The organism is Streptomyces sp. NPDC050161, assembly GCF_044460025.1.
GTDB lineage: Bacteria > Actinomycetota > Actinomycetes > Streptomycetales > Streptomycetaceae > Streptomyces.
The window spans coordinates 237,106-254,325 of the sequence record NZ_JBITJM010000001.1 but is presented as its reverse complement, the minus strand read 5'-3'; the positions used below and the strand labels follow the sequence as shown (position 1 = coordinate 254,325).

Annotated in this window: 12 protein-coding genes; 3 read left to right on the top strand and 9 right to left on the bottom strand. The window is 72.6% G+C overall.

From position 1 onward, the window contains the following. Positions 1 to 94 precede the first annotated feature (94 nt). On the top strand, positions 95 to 1,231 hold the full coding sequence (locus tag ACIBK8_RS01110) for a ThiF family adenylyltransferase (RefSeq protein ID WP_399039407.1): 1,137 nt from the start codon (positions 95 to 97) through the stop codon (positions 1,229 to 1,231). 34 nt (positions 1,232 to 1,265) lie between these two features. Next, positions 1,266 to 2,642, top strand: a complete 1,377-nt coding sequence (locus ACIBK8_RS01105) for an ABC1 kinase family protein (protein ID WP_399039406.1) — start codon at positions 1,266 to 1,268, stop codon at positions 2,640 to 2,642. A gap of 80 nt (positions 2,643 to 2,722) precedes the next feature. Here ACIBK8_RS01105 and ACIBK8_RS01100 read toward each other — a convergent pair whose 3' ends face one another. From ACIBK8_RS01100 to ACIBK8_RS01080, 5 genes are all read right to left on the bottom strand, one after another. Further along, complete coding sequence (locus tag ACIBK8_RS01100; protein ID WP_393682668.1) at positions 2,723 to 2,932, bottom strand: hypothetical protein; 210 nt, start codon at positions 2,930 to 2,932, stop codon at positions 2,723 to 2,725. A gap of 102 nt (positions 2,933 to 3,034) precedes the next feature. Continuing rightward, complete coding sequence (locus tag ACIBK8_RS01095; protein WP_399039404.1) at positions 3,035 to 3,352, bottom strand: hypothetical protein; 318 nt, start codon at positions 3,350 to 3,352, stop codon at positions 3,035 to 3,037. After that, the gene (locus ACIBK8_RS01090; protein WP_399039403.1) at positions 3,349 to 3,702 is read right to left on the bottom strand and encodes a WhiB family transcriptional regulator; all 354 of its coding nucleotides are present in this window, start codon (positions 3,700 to 3,702) and stop codon (positions 3,349 to 3,351) included. Before ACIBK8_RS01090 ends, ACIBK8_RS01095 begins: the two co-directional genes overlap by 4 nt. 120 nt (positions 3,703 to 3,822) lie before the next feature. Continuing rightward, on the bottom strand, positions 3,823 to 4,143 hold the full coding sequence (locus ACIBK8_RS01085; RefSeq protein WP_399039401.1) for a hypothetical protein: 321 nt from the start codon (positions 4,141 to 4,143) through the stop codon (positions 3,823 to 3,825). Between the two features lie 143 nt (positions 4,144 to 4,286). After that, a complete protein-coding gene (locus ACIBK8_RS01080; protein ID WP_399039400.1) occupies positions 4,287 to 6,527 on the bottom strand; it encodes an ATP-dependent DNA helicase UvrD2 in 2,241 nt (746 codons plus the stop codon). Between the two features lie 484 nt (positions 6,528 to 7,011). Here ACIBK8_RS01080 and ACIBK8_RS01075 point away from each other — a divergent pair, with 484 nt between their 5' ends. Further along, positions 7,012 to 7,269, top strand: a complete 258-nt coding sequence (locus tag ACIBK8_RS01075) for a glutaredoxin family protein (protein WP_399039399.1) — start codon at positions 7,012 to 7,014, stop codon at positions 7,267 to 7,269. Between the two features lie 95 nt (positions 7,270 to 7,364). On the opposite strand, the gene nudC is transcribed toward ACIBK8_RS01075, so the two are convergent. The 4 genes from nudC to ACIBK8_RS01055 form a co-directional block, all read right to left on the bottom strand. Continuing rightward, positions 7,365 to 8,300 (bottom strand): NAD(+) diphosphatase, encoded by a 936-nt coding sequence (gene nudC / locus ACIBK8_RS01070; RefSeq protein WP_393682676.1) that lies wholly within the window; start codon positions 8,298 to 8,300, stop codon positions 7,365 to 7,367. 77 nt (positions 8,301 to 8,377) lie between these two features. After that, positions 8,378 to 9,778, bottom strand: a complete 1,401-nt coding sequence (locus ACIBK8_RS01065) for a dipeptidase (protein WP_399039398.1) — start codon at positions 9,776 to 9,778, stop codon at positions 8,378 to 8,380. A 10-nt stretch (positions 9,779 to 9,788) separates the two neighbouring features. Continuing rightward, on the bottom strand, positions 9,789 to 13,448 hold the full coding sequence (locus ACIBK8_RS01060) for a UvrD-helicase domain-containing protein (protein ID WP_399039397.1): 3,660 nt from the start codon (positions 13,446 to 13,448) through the stop codon (positions 9,789 to 9,791). Between the two features lie 99 nt (positions 13,449 to 13,547). Continuing rightward, positions 13,548 to 16,940: an ATP-dependent helicase gene (locus tag ACIBK8_RS01055; RefSeq protein ID WP_399039396.1), complete on the bottom strand. Its 3,393-nt coding sequence runs from the start codon at positions 16,938 to 16,940 to the stop codon at positions 13,548 to 13,550. Positions 16,941 to 17,220 lie beyond the last annotated feature (280 nt).

Below are 17,220 nucleotides of genomic sequence, written 5' to 3'. Positions count from 1 at the left end.
CCGCGTTCGGCGCATGCTGGTCCCGCACGACGCCGAAGGCAGGCGCAGAGGGCAAGCGGACGGACGGAAGACGGGGGCGGATGTCATGCATCCGATGGTGAAGCCCGCGCTGCGGCGCGGCTGGCGGGACAGGTCCACGGTGCGATTCGGGGTGACGCCGGCGCATGCGGTGGTGGTCGGGCCCGTGGACATGGCGACGGGCTATTTCCTGGACATGATCGACGGCAGCCGCACCATGGATCAGCTCGTCGCGGACGCCGCGGCGCTGGATCTGTCACCCGGCCATGTGCGGGGTGTGGTGGACCGGCTCGGCGCCGCCGGGCTGCTGGACGCCCCGGCGGCGGGCGGGCCCGCGGCGGACGCGGTCCGCGCGGACGGCCCGGCCTTCGAGCGGCTCCGGCCCGACCTGGCGTCCCTGTCGGTCCAGCACCCGGAAGCCACCGGCGCGTTGGGGCGAATGGGGGCGCGCCGGGCGGTACGCGCGCGGGTGCGGGGCGCGGGACGGGTGGGAGCGGCCATCGCGGCGCTGCTGTCCTCCGGGGGCATCGGCCGGGTGGAGGTGCTGGACGGCGGGAAGGTCGAGCCGTGGGACGTGCTGCCCGGCGGGCACCCCGCGGAGCGCGTCGGCGAGCGGCGGGACGCCTCCGCGCGGCGGCTTGTGCACGACACGTCGCCGTGGGCACGCAGGCCACGGCCGGTCGGTCCGGTGAGCGAGACGGGAGAGCCGGGCCTGTCCCTGGTGGTGCTCGCGCCGCGCGACGGCCTCGGGGCGTACGCGCCCGACCCGGTGCTGTCCGAACCACTGCTGACGGCCGGCATTCCGCACCTGTACGCGGGGGTGCTGGAGGGCACGGGTGTGGTGGGGCCGCTGGTGCTGCCCGGCGGCTCCGCGTGCGCCCGCTGCGACGAGTTACGGCGTACGGAAGCGGAGCCGGCCTGGCCGCGGCTGCTGGCGCAGTGGCGTTCGGGGCGCATCTCCCCCGCGGTGCCCGCCTGCGACGCGTCCCTGGCGACGATGGTCGCGGGGCAGGCCGCAGCGCAGGCGCTGGCGTTCCTCGACGGTGCGCTGCCACCGTGTACGGGCGCGCGGCTGGAGTTCGCCCTGCCCTGTGCGGAGCTGCGCACGGTGCGGATCGCGCCGCATCCGGAGTGCGGCTGCGGCGCGGCGGATTCCTCCGCTGCGGCGGACGCCTCGGATCCGTCGCCGCAACACGCCACAATGACGGAGTAACCCCGGTTGGGGACAGTGTGAGTTGGAGGGGCGCATGTCTGATCTTCCCCGCAAGGCGGTCACCCGTACCGCCAAGCTGGCCGCGCTGCCACTGGGGTTCGCCGGCCGCGCCACCTGGGGCCTGGGCAAGCGGATCGGCGGCAGATCCGCCGAGATCGTCGGCCGGGAGCTCCAACAGCGCACCGCGGAACAGCTCTTCAAGGTGCTGGGCGAGTTGAAGGGCGGCGCGATGAAGTTCGGGCAGGCGCTGTCCGTCTTCGAGTCGGCGCTGCCCGAGGACGTCGCCGGGCCGTACCGCGCGGCGCTGACCAAGCTCCAGGAAGCGGCCCCGCCGATGCCGACGCGCACGGTCCACACGGTGCTCGCCGAGCGTCTCGGCGAGGACTGGCGGGAGCTGTTCGATGAGTTCGACGACAAGCCGTCGGCGGCGGCCTCGATCGGCCAGGTGCACCACGCGGTGTGGCACGACGGCCGTGAGGTGGCGGTGAAGGTGCAGTATCCGGGGGCGGGCAAGGCCCTGCTGTCGGACCTGGCGCAGCTGAGCCGGTTCGCGCGGCTGCTGGGCCCGCTGATCCCCGGCATGGACGTCAAACCGCTGATAGCCGAGTTGCGCGACCGGGTGGCGGAGGAGCTGGACTACGCCCTGGAGGCCCAGGCGCAGCAGGCGCACGCGGAGGAGTTCGCCGGCGATCCGGACGTCCTGGTGCCGGCCGTGGTGCACCAGGGCGAACAGGTGCTGGTCACCGAGTGGTTGGAGGGGCGGCCTCTGTCCGAGGTCATCGCGGATGGCAGCCAGGAGGAGCGTGACCGGGCCGGGCAGTTGCTGGCCCGCTTCCTGTTCTCCGGCCCGGCGCGGACGGGCCTGCTGCACGCCGACCCCCATCCGGGCAACTTCCGGCTGCTCGGCAACGACGGCCCGGTGCACGAGTGGCAGTTGGGCGTACTGGACTTCGGCACCGTCGACCGGCTGCCCGAGGGACTGCCGCCGACGATCGGCACGTCGCTGCGGATGACGCTGGACGGCGAGGCGGAGGCGGTCTACCGGCAACTGTGCGAGGAGGGCTTCGTCAAGGACTCCATCGAGCTGGACCCCGGCGCGGTGCTCGACTACCTGCTGCCGATCATCGAACCGGCGCAGGTGGAGGAGTTCACCTTCACACGGAGCTGGATGCGGCAGCAGGCCGCCAGGATCGGTGATCCCCGCTCCCCCGCGCACCAGTTGGGCAAGCAGCTCAACCTGCCGCCGTCGTATCTGCTGATACACCGGGTGACGCTGAGCACGATCGGGGTGCTGTGCCAACTGGGCGCGACGGTACGGCTGCGCGACGAACTGGCGGCGTGGCTGCCCGGCTTCACGGCGGAGCCCGTCGAGGCTCCCGACACCCTGGAGGTCGAGGAGTCCACGGCGTGAACCTCCCGCCGCGCATGCGTCAGGAGGCCGGGCCCCGGCGCCCGTAGCGGTCGTGCGGGCACGGCTCTACGGGCGCGCGCTCACCACCCGCTGGAGTCCAGGCGTCCTTCGATGGCGCGGAGGTTCTCCCGCGCACAGCTGACGCAGAAGTAGCGACGGGTGCCGTTCTCGACGGAGCAGGTCCAGGTCGGCGGGGTGCCCTCGGCGATCGTGCCGCAGCGGGCGCAGAGCGTGTTCTCGGCGGCGGATTCCGGCTGTTCATACGCCTTGTCATACGTGTTGCGTTCCACCGTCCGACGATAGCCCCGTCGGCCGCCCGAAAGCGGATACCACGCACCACGGGGCCCGCCCTGTCGGACGGACCCCCGTGTGGGCGGCACCGGTGTGCCGCTTTACTGCATCACTGCCATGGCCAGTGCCCGGCGGGCACGGAGCGACGCGCGTTCGGCGCGCCGCTGCATACGCCGCGCGGCGGCGAGCCGATGAGCCCTCCGTTCGGACTCGGCCTCATGCAGGCGTTCGTGCATATGAGCACGCGCCAGGGCTTCTGGGATGAGTTGCATTTCGAGGTTCCTGTTCTGGCGCGACTCGATCGCACCGGAGTTCATGGGGACGGGCATGTCGGTGACTGTGGGGTTCATCGCTGGGTCCTGCTTCTGGGGATCCCGGGTGACGGGACGGTCGATCGTTCCTGTGCCGAAGGTGTTCATGCCGCAACCGGGTTCTTGCGCGGACGGCCACGCGGGCGCTTCCGCGCCACGACGACGCCCTGGACGAAGAGTTCCCCGCCCCAGACGCCCCACGGCTCGCGGCGGTCCTTGGCGCCGGCCAGGCACGCCTCACGCACCGGGCAGGTCTGGCACAGGGACTTGGCGTACTCGACGTCGGCCGGGGACTCGGCGAAGAAGACCTCGGGGTCGTAGGTCCGGCACGGTACGGCGGCGCCGAGACGGTCGATTTCGTTGTCGAGCTCGGTGAGGGGCAGCAAGGAGTTCTCCTGGGGGGCGGGCGGAGGGATCAGGTCGGTCGCTACGGACGGGGTGTGCGTCTGGAGTTGCACGGTGGTGTGTTCCTCGTCTGTGTGGCCCGGCTGGTGGCTGGGCTCTTGGGCAAAACAAAAGGGCCGCGGATCCCGGTGTGGGTTCCGCGGCCCTGGAAGGTGCCGACCTGATCATGCCGATCAGGCTGGATCTCTCCAGGGTTCGAGGCCGCGGTAGGCCCACGTTTCATGCTGCTGCTGGTACTGCTTCGGGAATCCGGCACCATTGGCCGCCGCGTGGGCAAAGGAATTCGCCGCTGCCGCCGCTACCGCAGGTGCCTCGGTCGGTCGCGCGCTGCTCTCCTCGGTCGACAGGACCAGGAGGGACTCGGGACGCGCGACCTCGACGCCGGACAGGCGGCCGAAGCCGGACATACCGGTGCCAAGGAGCGAAGCGCCGAGAGCGCAGGGGGCGACGACCGAACGATCGGTCATTTTGTTCGTCTCGATAATGCTGATCACTGGGCTCGCCTCCTCTCGGCGTCTCGGTGGACCGGGAATCCCGTTCCAAGCTCGTTCAAGTACAGCACGGATTCTACGGATCTCGGAAGGCCCGTTGTCACCGTGCTCCCGCAGGCTATGGGGATGCCGTCCGCGCGCGCAAACTATTTTTCCGACGAGTTTTCCGCGGCCTCCCCCGAACCCTCCCCAAGGTCGTCCGCACAGCCGTCCGCCGGCTCCTCACCGGCGCACAGCGCCAGCACATCCGCGCCGAAACGGTCCAGCTTGCGCCGGCCCACACCCGAGATGCCCGCCAGCTCCCCCGCGGTCCCCGGCACGGCCTCCGCGATGGCCATCAGCGTCTTGTCCGTGAATACACAGAACGCCGGCTGGCCCAGCCGCCCCGCCTGCTCTGCCCGCCAGTCCCGCAGCCGCTCGTACAGCGCCTCGTCGAGGTCCGAAGGGCAGTCCTCGCAGCGCATCAGCTTCATCTCGCCCGCGTCGGTCAGCGTCCTGCCACACACCCGGCAGCGAGCCGGAGAACGGTCCCTACGGCGGACGGAGCCCGCCACACCGCCCGCACCGCGCTCCACGCCCCCCGCTGCCGCGCCCGCCGCACGGCGGGCCGTGCCGCCGCCCGCACCGGGACGCAGGCCGTTGAGGAACCGGCTGGCCCGGCGGTTCGCCCGGCCGCCCGGAGAGCGGGCCAGGGACCACGACAGCCCCAGATGCCGGCGCGCACGGGTGACGCCGACATACAGCAGCCGGCGCTCCTCCTCGACCTGCTCATCCGTCTTCGCGTACGTGATCGGCATCATGCCTTCGGTGAGCCCCACCAGGAAGACGGCGTCCCACTCCAGGCCCTTCGCCGCGTGCAGCGAGGCGAGCGTCACACCCTCCACCGTCGGCGCGTGCTGGGCGTGGGCCCGCTCGTCGAGCTCCGCGACGAGATCGGCGAGAGAGGACCCCGGCCGCGCCCCGGCGAAGTCCTCCGCGAGCCGCACCAGCGCCGCCAGCGACTCCCAGCGGTCCCGCACCGCCCCCGATCCGGCCGGCGGCTCACCCGTCCACCCTTTGGTGCTCAGCACCGCCCTGACCTGCGACGGCAGATCCACGGCGTCGTCCAGCAACGCGTCATTGCCGCCGAACCTGGCGGCGCTGCGCAGCGCGACACCCGCCTCGCGCACCTCGGGCCGCTCGAAGAACCGCTCGGCGCCGCGCAGCTGATACGGCACCCCGACATCCGCCAGCGCCTGCTCGTACACCTCGGACTGCGCATTGATGCGGAACAGCACCGCGATCTCGCCCGCCGAGACACCCGACGCGATGAGGTCACGGATCCGGCGGGCGGTGCCCTCGGCCTCGGCGGGCTCGTCGGCGTACTCGACATACGCGGGCTCCGGGCCCGCCTCGCGCTGCGACACCAGCTCCAGACGGTGCTCGGCTGCCCGGCCGCTCGCCTGGGTGAGCAGACCGTTGGCGAGATGCACCACCTGCGGCGTGGAACGGTAGTCGCGGACCAGCTTGACGACCGTCGCGCGGGGATGGCGGGTACGGAAGTTCAGCAGGTGGTCCGGGGTGGCCCCGGTGAAGCTGTAAATCGTCTGGCTGGCGTCGCCCACCACACACAGCGCATCGCGCTCCCCCAGCCACAAGTCCAGCAGCCGCTGCTGGAGCGGGCTGACGTCCTGATACTCGTCGACGACGAAATGCTGGTACTGGGCGCGGATCTGCTCCGCGATGTCGTGCCGGTCCTGGAGCACCCCCACCGTCAGCAGCAGCACATCCTCGAAGTCGATCACACCGCGATCGCGCTTGAGCTGCTCGTACATGGTGTATACCTGCCCGACCTCGGCCGGATCGCGGGGCGCCTCCCGGCCCGCCTTGGCGACCGCCGCGGGATAGTCCGCCGGCACCGTCTGAGTGACCTTCGACCACTCGATCTCCGCCGTGACGTCGCGCAACTCATTGCGGTCCAACCGAATCCGGCAACGCGCCGCCGCCTCCGCCACCAACTGGATCTTGCGCTCCAGCAGCCGCGGCACCTCGCCACCCACCGCCTTCGGCCAGAAGAACTGCAACTGCCGCAACGCGGCGGAATGGAACGTCCTCGCCTGCACACCGCCCGCGCCCAGCTGCCGCAGCCGGCCGCGCATCTCACCCGCCGCACGCGCGGTGAAAGTGACGGCCAGCACACTCGCCGGCTGCAGGATCCCCGCCCGCACGCCGTACGCGATCCGATGGGTGATCGCACGGGTCTTGCCCGTGCCCGCGCCGGCCAGCACACACACCGGACCGTGCAGAGCCGTCGCCACCTCGCGCTGCTCCGGGTCGAGCCCGTCGAGCACCGCGTCGGCCGAATCCGGGACCTGCGGGAAAAGAGAGGAGTCCGATGCTGCTGTCACCCCGCCATGCTGCCAGGTCCACCGGGACACCCGGGAAAACCGTCCACAGCCGCCGCCTCCGGTCGTACCGGGGAGGGCTTCTGGGGACGGCCGGACACACAGATCGCCGGGTTCTGCTTTCGTGGGGTGAGGCGGGGGCGTGGGAGGCGGTGGTGGGGTGATGGTGGGGGCGCTGGAGGGCTGGGGTGTGGGGCGGCGAGGGGGCGCCGTGGGGGCGTTGAGGGCTTGAGGGGGGCTGGGGTGGGGTGGGGCGGGGGTGGGCCCCCGGGGGGGGGAGGGCGGGGGGAAAGGGAGAGCGAGGGAAGGGGGAAAGCCCAAGCCCCTCCCCCGGGAATGGTCCAGGCACCACGGACGTTCTTTTGGTTGCCGCCTTCCCGGGGCGGGGCATGGGCCCCGGGCCGGTGGGGTCGGGTCCGGGCTGTAGGGGCCCGGCTCGGTTGTCGGGCGGCTTCTGTTCGAGACTTACCGAAGGAGCGCAGGACGCATGGCGGGCACTGTGACGATGTACAGCACGACCTGGTGCGGTTACTGCCGTCGGCTGAAGGGCCAGATGGACCGCGAGGGCATCGCGTACAACGAGATCAACATCGAGCTTGACCCGGAGTCCGCGGCGTTCGTGGAGAAGGCGAACGGCGGCAATCAGACGGTGCCGACCGTGCTGGTCGTCCCGCCCTCCGGCGGCGAGGACATCGTCATGACGAACCCGAGCCTGAATCAGGTGAAGCAGGCCCTGGCCGTCTGATTCCCACGGCGCTGCGCCCCCTCCGGCCGATGGTCGGAGGGGGCGCAGTCGTGTGTGCGGGGGGCCGCGGCAGGGCCGCGGACCAGGGGTTCACCTCACGGCTTGGGCAGCGGCTTGCCGTACCAGGTCTCGATGAGGCGGGCGGCGATGGAGATGCCGTAGGGGGGCAGTACCTCGCCGGATTCGAAGGCGGCGCGGAGGTCCTCACGGGAGAACCAGCGGGCCTCTTCGATTTCCTCGCCGTCGACCTGGATGTCGGATGAGGTGGCGCGGGCCATGAAGCCGAGCATCAGGCTGGAGGGGAAGGGCCAGGGCTGGCTGGCGATGTATTCGACGTCGCCGACGACGACTCCGGCCTCTTCGAAGACCTCGCGGGCCACCGACTGTTCGATGGGTTCGCCGGGTTCGACGAAGCCGGCGAGGGTGGAGAAGCGGCCTTCGGGCCAGTGGACCTGGCGGCCGAGGAGGGCACGGTCCTCCTCGTCGGTGACGAGCATGATGACGGCCGGGTCGGTGCGCGGGTAGTGCTCGGCGCCGCAGGCGGGGCAGCGGCGGATGTGTCCTGCGGCGGCGATGACGGTGCGTTCGCCGCAGCGGGAGCAGAAGCGGTGCAGTCGCTGCCAGTTCTCCAGGGCCACGGCGTGGACGAGGAGGCCGGCGTCGCGCGGGGAGAGCAGCAGGCCGGCTTCGCGGAGTCCTGCGGGGCGCGCGGACTGGTCCATGCGGCCGGGCAGGGAGTCCTTCTGGAGGGCGAAGTAGCTGACGCCTTCGTCGTCGGTGCCGAGGTAGTAGCGGTGCGCTTCGGTCATGGGCGCCTCAAAGGAGGGCGTCATGATGAGTTCGGTGCGGCCGTCGGGGGTGTCGTCGATGAGGGCCTGGCCGCCGGAGACCACGAAGACGCGCGTCGACGGGTGACTCCAGGCCGCCGCGAGCCATGCCTCGTCGAGGCGGTGGTGTGCGGAGCGGTCGATTCCGCTCGGTGCGCTGAAGGTGAGCGGCCGGTCGGCGCTGTGGTCGGTCCAGGTGGTCACTGCTGTTTCCAACTCCCCCTATGACGTGGGTGATTGCTGCGTACGGGCACGGTGCGGCACGGCGGTACGCGTGCGGGTCAAGCGGTGCGCCAGTTCTCCGCCAGGTCGCCCCACAGGTGGGCGGCGGTCTCGACGCCCTTCATCAGCAGGTCCAGTTCGACCTTTTCGTTCGGTGCGTGCCAGCCGTCGGAGGGGACGGATATACCGAGGAAGAGGACCGGGACGCCGAGGACGTCCTGGAGGTCGGCGGCGGGCCCTGAGCCGCCTTCGCGGGTGAAGCGGATCTTCTGGCCGAAGGCGCGGCCCATGGCGCGGGCGACGGATTGCAGGGCCGGGTGGTCGAGCGGGGTGAGGCAGGGGCGGGTGGCGCCCCAGAAGGTGAGGTCGTGGCGGATGCCGGCGGGGAGGCGGGCTGCGACCCAGTCGCGTACGGACTGCTGGACGGCGTCCGCGTCCTGGCCTGCGACGAGGCGGAAGGAGAGCTTGAGCTGGGCGGTGGCCGGGACGATGGTTTTGCCGCCGGGGCCCTGGTAGCCGCCGGAGATGCCGTTGACCTCGGCGGTGGGGCGGGCCCAGATGCGTTCGAGTGTGGTGCTGCCGGCTTCGCCGAGTGCGGCGTGGGAGTGGGCGGTGCGCAGCCATTCCGCTTCGTCGAACGGCAGCTCGGCGAAGAGTTCCCGTTCGCGGTCGGTGAGTTCGATCACACCGTCGTAGAAGCCGGGGATGGCGACACGGCGGTCGTCGTCGTGCAGGGCGGCGGCGAGGCGGGCGGCTTCGGTGGCGGGGTTGGGTACGGCGCCGCCGAAGGAGCCGGAGTGGATGTCCTGGTCGGGGCCGTGGAGGTCGATCTGGCAGTCGGTGAGGCCGCGCATGCCGGTGCAGACGGTGGGGGTGTCCTTGGACCACATGCCGGTGTCGGAGACGATCACCGTGTCGCAGGCGAGGCGGTCGGCGTGCCGGGTGATGAGCGCCGGGAAGTTCGGGGAGCCGGATTCCTCTTCGCCCTCGATGAGGAGTTTGAGGTGGACGGCGGGGGTGCTGCGGCCGGTGGCGGCGAGGTGGGCGCGGACGCCGAGGGTGTGGAAGAACACCTGGCCCTTGTCGTCGGCGGCGCCGCGTGCGTAGAGCTTGCCGTCGAGGGTCTGCGGCTCGAAGGGGTCGGTGTGCCAGCCGTCATCGGGCGCTGCGGGCTGTACGTCGTGGTGGCCGTAGACGAGCACCGTCGGGGCGTCGGGGTCGTCGGAAGGCCAGTGGGCGTAGACGGCGGGGAGGCCGTCGGTTTCCCAGATCTCGGTGGTCGGGAAGCCGGTGTCGGCGAGCTTCGCGGCGAGCCATTCGGCGCTGCGGCGCACATCGCCGGCGCGGCCGGGGTCGGCCGATACGGAGGGGATGCGCAGCCAGTCGGCGAGGTCGTCGAGGAAGGTCTCGCGGTGGCTGGTGATGTACGCGCGGACGGCGCTGTCCGGGGTGGTGCTCATGTGCCCGAGCCTATCGGCCTTCTGGGGGAACGCGGTCGGCGGTCTCGCCGATGAGGATGCGTTCCAGACCTGCGCGGCCGGGGAGGTCGGCGGGTCTGATGAGGTCGCCGGTGCGGACGTGGAGGAAGGCGGCGTCGACCTCGGAGGGGTCGAGTCCGTGGCGCTCGGCCCAGGCGAGGCGGTAGACGGCGAGTTGGAGGGGGTCGGCGTTGCGGTCGTGGCCGGTTTTCCAGTCGATGATCTCGAAGCGGTCGCCGTGGGGGCCCGGGTTCTTGTAGACGGCGTCGATGCGACCGCTGATCACGCGGCCGGCGAGGGTCATCCGGAAGGGTGTCTCGACGCGGTACGGGGTGCGGTGGGCGTACGGGGTGCGGGCGAAGGCTTCCTTGAGGGCTTCGAGGTCCGCTTCGTCGGCGATGTCGGCTTCTTCGTCGGGGTCGGTGCCGGGGAGTTCGTCGGGGCCGATGAGGGGGAGGGTGAGTTCTTCGAAGCGGGATTCGACCCAGGCGTGGAAGCGGGTGCCGCGGCGGGCCGCGGGCTGGGGCGGGCGGGGCATGGGGCGGGCCAGTTCGCGGGCGAGGCCGTCGGGGTCGGCGGCGAGGCGGAGGAGCTGGGTGGCGCTGAGGGCGTGCGGGAGGGGCACGTCGCGGACGGTGGCGCGGGAGCGGCGCAGTTCGGCGGCGAGTGCGTCGAGGTCGCGGTCCCAGGAGCCGATGGTGCGGCGTTCTTCGGGGAGGAGGGTGTGGGGCGCGGTGTCGGGGTCGGCTTCGGAACCGGCTTCGGCGGCGGGACGGGTGCCGGTGGTGGCGGGGTCGGCGGGATGGCGGGGCCCGGGGATGGCCGGGTGCGGGGGGCGTCCCGGGGCGTGGTCGGGGGCCGCTGCGGGGTCGGCGGCGTGCTCGGGCTCGTCGGGCTCCGGGAAGTCGCCCTCCGGGCCGTGTTCGGGGGCGTACGCGCCCGCCGTGCCGTCGTCCCCCGGGCCGTACGCGTCGTCGTACGCGTCGTCGTACGCGTCGTCGTACGCGTCGAACGCCGGGTCGTCCTCCGGAGGCGGGGGCCAGTCGGGGTCGTCGGCGAACAGGGAGGCGGCGGGCGGGGCGGCGGGGGGTGTGTCCGGTGTCGCCTGTGGGGCGGGGGGTGACTGGCGGCGGTGGAGGTGGGCGCGGACCGTGGCGGCGGCGGTGCGGCGGCGGGCGGTGGCGGCGGGGTCCAGGGGCAGCGGCCATTCCTGTTCGGTGGTGGCCTCGGCGAGTGCGGGGTTTTCCGCGCCGTCCTCGGGGGCGTCGGCCCACGCCTCGATGTCGCCGTGGCCTGCTTCGCAGTGGGTGCGCAGGGCTTCCAGGAAGGCGGACGGGCCGCGGGGGCGCTTCTGCTGCGGGCCCCACCAGTGGCCGGAGCCGAGCAGGAGGGAGCGGGGGCGGGTGAAGGTGACGTAGCCCAGGCGGAGTTCTTCGGTCTCCTGGTGGTGCTTCATCGCCTCCTTGAAATTCTTGAGGCCGCGGGCGTCCCATTCCTCGACGTCGGGGAGGGTGGCGGCGTCGCCGCGGAGGGTGTGCGGCAGGACCTTGGGCTGGGTGATCCAGGACTCGCGGGCCTGTTCGCTGGGGAACTGCTTGGTGACCAGGCCGGGGACGGCGACGACGTCCCATTCGAGGCCCTTGGATTTGTGGGCGGTGAGCACCTTGACGGTGTTCTCGCCGCCGGGGAGTGAGCTGTCGAGGCCCTTTTCGTGCTGGACGGCGGTGCGCAGGAAGGCGAGGAAGGCGGGGAGGGTGGCCTCGCCGTCGAGGGTGCCGCCTTGTTGGGCGGCGAATCCCGCGGCGGTGTCGAGGAAGGTGCCGAGGGTTTCGCGGCGGCGGGCGGCGAGGGCGTGTGGTGAGGCGGAGAGTTCGACTTCCAGGCCGGTGGTGGCGAGGACGCGGTGCAGGACGTCCATCAGCGGGTCGCCGAGGGAGCGGCGCAGGTCGCGGAGTTCGGTGGCGAGGTAGGCGAAGCGGATCCTGGCCTCGGGTGAGAAGGGCAGGCCGTCGTCGGGGCCTTCGGCTTCGAGGAAGGTGTCGAGGGCGTCGGCGAGGGAGAGGGTTTCGGCGGGGTCGGTGCCTTCGACGGCTTCGGCGAGGCGCTGTTCGGGGTCGTCGGACGGGGTGCCGTGGTGGACGAGGGTGCGGGCGCGGCGGCCGAGGAGGGCGAGGTCGCGGGGGCCGATGCGCCAGCGGGGGCCGGTGAGGAGGCGGACGAGGGAGGCGTTGGCCGTGGGGTCCTGGAGGACGTCGCAGACGGCGACGAGGTCGGCGATTTCGGGGAGGTGGAGGAGTCCGGAGAGGCCGACGACCTCGACGGGGATGTCCCGGGCGACCAGTTCGCCCTGGATGCGGGCGAAGTCGCCCGCGGTGCGGCAGAGTACGGCGATCTCGCCGGGTGGGGTGCCGGTGCGGACGAGGTGGGCGAGGGAGTCGGCGAGCCAGGCCAGTTCTTCGGCGTGGGTGGGCAGCAGGGCGCAGCGGACCGTGCCGTCGCGTTCGGCGCCGGGGGCGGGGCGGAGCGCTTCGACTCCTGCGTGCAGGTGGCGGAGGGGGGCGGCGAGGCTGTTGGCGAGGTCGAGGAGCCGGCCGCCGCTGCGGCGGTTTTCGCTGAGTGCGTGGCGGTGGGCGGGGGTGCCGTCCTGGAGGGGGAAGTGGTCGGGGAAGTCGTCGAGGTTGGCGACGGAGGCGCCGCGCCAGCCGTAGATGGCCTGGCAGGGGTCTCCGACGGCGGTGACGGCGTGCCCGGTGGCGGTGCCGTTGGCGGCGCCGAAGAGGCCGGAGAGCAGGAGTCGCTGGGCGACGGAGGTGTCCTGGTATTCGTCGAGGAGGACGACGCGGTAGGTGTCGCGGAGGATGCGGCCGACTTCGGGGCGGGTGGTGGCGAGGGTGGCGGAGAGGGCGATCTGGTCGCCGAAGTCGAGGAGGTCGCGGCTGCGTTTGGCGGTGCGGTAGGCGCGGACGAGGCTGAGGAGTTCGATGCGTCCGCGGCTGGTTTCGGGGACTTTGCGCAGGTCGGCGTTGGTGAGGGGGGCGGTGTCGAGGGTGGTCAGCAGGTCGGTGTCGTGGGTGTGGAGCCGGTCGGGGTCGACGAGGTGTTCGGCGAGTTCGGCGTCGAGGGCGAGGAGGTCTTCGACGAGGGCGGGGAGGGATTTGGTGAGCGCCGGGTAGGGGCCGGGGGCGGCGCGCAGGACGCGGGCGGCGAGCTGGAAGCGGGTGGCGTCGGCGAGGAGCCGGGCGCTGGGTTCCAGGCCGATGCGCAGGCCGTGGTCCTTGAGGAGTTGTCCGGCGAAGGCGTGGTAGGTGGAGATGCGGGGCTCTCCGGGGGGCGTCTCGCCGCCGGGTGGGGTGTCGGGGCCTGGGGCGGGGTCGGTGACGCCGGCGGCGTGGAGTGCGGTGCGGACGCGTTCGGCGAGTTCACCTGCGGCTTTGTTGGTGAAGGTGAGTCCGAGTACTTCTTCGGGTGCGACCTGGCCGGTGCCGACGAGCCAGACGACGCGGGCGGCCATGACGGTGGTCTTGCCGGATCCGGCTCCGGCCACGATGACCTGCGGGGCGGGCGGTGCGGTGATGCAGGCCGTCTGCTCCGGTGTGAACGGGATGCCGAGGAGTTCTTTGAGCTGCTCGGGGTCGGTGAGTCGCGCTGGCACATCGAAAACCGTAACGGGCGGCACTGACATTCCCGCCCTGTCGGCTCTTGGCACGGCTCTCACCTGGGGCGATGCGGGTGGGATGGAGGTGGGCGGGGGTCATTCCACGACGTGTTTGCCTTCGGGTCTGGCGCTGCACGAGGCGCGGAAGGCGCAGTGGGTGCAGTGGGTGCCGGTGGTGGGGGTGAAGCGTTCTTCGAGGACGCGTCCGGCGGCGGTGGCGAGGAGTTCGCCGATCCATGCGCCGTCCAGGGGTGGCTGGGCCTGGACGGCGGGCAGGGCGTCGCCGCCTTCCTTTTTGGGTGCGCCGAGCCGCAGGTGGACGAGTTGGGCGCCCGCGGTGTCGGGGGTCTGTCCGGCGAAGGCGTCGTCGGCGGCACCTTCGCGCAGGGCGAGCTGGTAGACGGCGAGCTGGGGGTGGCGTTCGACTTCGGGGCCTGTGGGTTTCTGTTTGCCGGTCTTGAAGTCGACGACGTAGGCGCGGCCCTGTGCGTCGCGGGCGACGCGGTCCATGCTGCCGCGGATCCGGACGGCGTAGGCGCCGGCTTCGAGGGTGACGTCGAAGCCGTGCTCGGTGGCGACGGTTTCGCTGCCGTGGGTGTCGCGTTCGTGGACGTGCCAGCGCAGGAAGCGTTCGAGTGCGGCGCGGGCGTGGTCCTTTTCCTGGCGTGATTTCCAGGGGGCGTCGAAGGCGAGGGCGTCCCAGACGGAGTCCAGGCGTTCCATGAGGACGGCCAGGTCGGCGGGGGTGCGGCCGGAGGCGACCTCGTCGGCGAGTACGTGGACGACGTTGCCGAAGCCCTGGGCTGCGGTGGCGGGGGCGTCGGCCTTGACCTCGCGGCCGAGGAACCACTGGAGGGCGCAGGTGTTGGCGAGCTGGTCGAGTGCGCTGCCGGAGAGGACGACGGGGCGGTCGCGGTCGCGGAGCGGTGTGCTGCTGTGGGTGGGTTCGTGCAGGCCCCACCAGTTGTCGGGGTGGGCGGCGGGGACGAGGGGGCGGTCTTCGTCGTCGTGCAGGGCGGCGAGTTTCGCGAGCCGTTCGGCGGCGGCCTCGCGCAGGGCGGGGGTGGCGGACGGGTCGACGGTGGTGGCGCGGAGTTCGGCGACGAGGGCGGCGACGGCCAGGGGGCGGCGGGGTCTGCCGGTGACGTCCTGGGGGGTGACGCCGAGTTCGGTGAGGAAGCGGGAGGGCTGGTCGCCGTCGTCGGCCGCGGCTTTGACGGCGGTGACGACGAGGCGTTCGCGGGCGCGGGTCGCGGCGACGTAGAAGAGCCGGCGTTCCTCGGCGAGCAGGGCGCCGGGGGTGAGGGGTTCGGCGAGTCCGTCGCGGCCGATCCGGTCGGCTTCCAGGAGGGAGCCGCGGCGGCGCAGGTCGGGCCAGAGTCCTTCCTGGACGCCGGCGATCACGACGAGGCGCCATTCCAGGCCCTTGGAGCGGTGTGCGGTCATCAGCCGTACGGCGTCCTGGCGGAGGGTGCGGCGGGTGAGGGTGTCGGCGGCGATGTCCTGGGCGTCGAGTTCTTCGATGAAGTTGAGTGCGCCGCGGCCACCGGTGCGTTCCTCGGCGCGGGCGGCGGTCTCGAAGAGTGCGACGACGGCGTCGAGGTCGCGGTCGGCGTTGCGGCCTGCGGCGCCGCCGCGGAGGGCGGCGCGTTCCAGGCGCTGCGGCCAGGGGGTGCCGTTCCAGAGTTCCCACAGGGCGGCCTCGGCGGTGCCGCCCGCGGCGAGGAGGTCGCGGGCGGTGCGCAGCAGCAGTCCGAGGCGTTGGGCGCCGCGGGCGTAGGCGGGGTCGTGGGCGACCAGGCGCTGGGGTGCGGCGAGGGCGCGGGCGATGAGGGTGTCGGACGGTGGGGGCAGGGGGTGTCCGGCGGCGCGTTCCTCCTCGCGCAGGGCGCGTCCCAGGCGGCGCAGGTCGGCGGAGTCCATGCCGCCGAGGGGTGAGGTGAGCAGGTCGATGGCGGTCTCGGGGTCGAGGGGGGCGGCGGTTTGCGGTGCCTGGCCCGGCTCGTCGGGTACGTCGTCGGGGTCCGGCTCCCCGTCGGCGTCCGGCTCTCTCCGTAGTGCTGCCTGCGCGGCGGTGCGCAGGGCGGACAGGAGGGGGGCGACGGCCGGTTCGTGGCGCAGTGGCAGGTCGTCGCCGTCGATGTCGAGGGGGACTCCGGCGGAGGTGAGGGCGCGGCGGACGGCGGGTATCGAGCGGCCTCCGGCGCGGACGAGTACGGCCATCTCGTGCCAGGGCACCCCGTCTTCGAGGTGGGCGCGGCGGAGGATGTCGGCGATGTTGTCGAGTTCGGCGCCGGGTGTCGGGTACGTGTGGACGTCGATGCGACCGCCGTCCCGTACGGGGGTGGGGTCGCGGTGGGCGCGGACCTTCCGGGCGGGCAGGCGGGTGAGCGGCATCCGGTGGGCGAGCAGCCGGGTGGCGGCCAGGAGGTCGGTGCCGGAGCGGCGGTTGGTGGTGAGGACGGCGACCGGGGCGGGTGTGCCGTCGCCTGCCGGGAAGGTGTCGGGGAAGTCGAGGATGCCGTTCACGTCGGAGCCGCGGAAGGCGTAGATCGACTGGTCGGGGTCGCCGAAGGCGACGAGGGTGCGGCCGGGTGCGGTGTCGTGGCGGGGGCCGTGGTCGTGTCCCGCGAGTGCGTGCAGCAGCCGGATCTGGGCGGCGTCGGTGTCCTGGTACTCGTCGACGTAGACGGCGTCGTAGGTGCCGGCGAGTGCGGTGGCGACGTCGGGTTGTCCGGCGAGCAGTACCGCGCGGTGTACCAGTTCGGCGTAGTCGAGGACGCCTTGTGCGTCGAGTACGTCGAGGTATTCGGCGAGGAAGCCGGCCGCGGCGCTCCAGTCGGGGCGGCCGGTGCGGCGGGCGAAGTCGGCGAGTGCGTCGGGGCCGAGGCCCAGTTCGCGGCTGCGGGCCAGGACCGCGCGGACCTCGTCGGCGAAGCCGCGGGTGGTCAGGCAGGCGCGGAGTTCGTCGGGCCAGCCGACCTGGGAGCGGTCGGCGCCCGCCAGTTCCGCCTGGCCTTCGAGGAGTTCGCGGACGACGAGGTCCTGTTCGGGTCCGGAGAGCAGTCGTAGCGGGTCGGCGAAGAGGTCGGCGTCCTGGTGGGCGCGGACCAGTGCGTAGCAGAAGGAGTGGAAGGTGGTGGCCTGCGGCAGGGTGGTGCCGCCGATGCGGGCGGCGAGGCGGTCGCGGAGGGCGACGGCGGCCTTGCGGCTGAAGGTGAGGACGAGGATCCGCTCGGGGTCGGTGCCCTGGTGTACGCGGTGGGCGACGGATTCGACGAGGGTGGTGGTCTTGCCCGTGCCGGGGCCGGCCAGGACGAGCAGCGGTCCTTCGCGGTGCTGAACCACGGCGCGTTGGGCTGCGTCCAAGGCAGGGGGATCCACCGGCCCCGGGTCGGTGCGTACCAGGCGGTACGTACCGGGGGCGTCCCGCCGTGCCGCGCGCGGGTGTGGCCGCGTCGGCGGGATGTCCGAGAAGGAGGAGCTCACGTGGATCGCCGGTTCTGGTGGAGGTGCTGTTCGTGCTGCGGTCGGTGACGCCGTGCCGGGCGTCTTCGGGGGCGGTACGGGCCGGGCCCGCGCGTCGGGGGTGCGGCGGCGGGGCGGCGGTTTCCGCGCTGTCCGACGCTACGCCAGGTGGCGCACGGGCCGCAGCGCGTCCCGCGGCCGGATCCGCGATGCTGGCAGGTGTGCTGCCGGCCGGGGTCTTCGGCGTCCCGCAGGGCGAGGTGCCCGGTGCGCGGGACGGTGCGTGGTGGGCGCCGCCGGG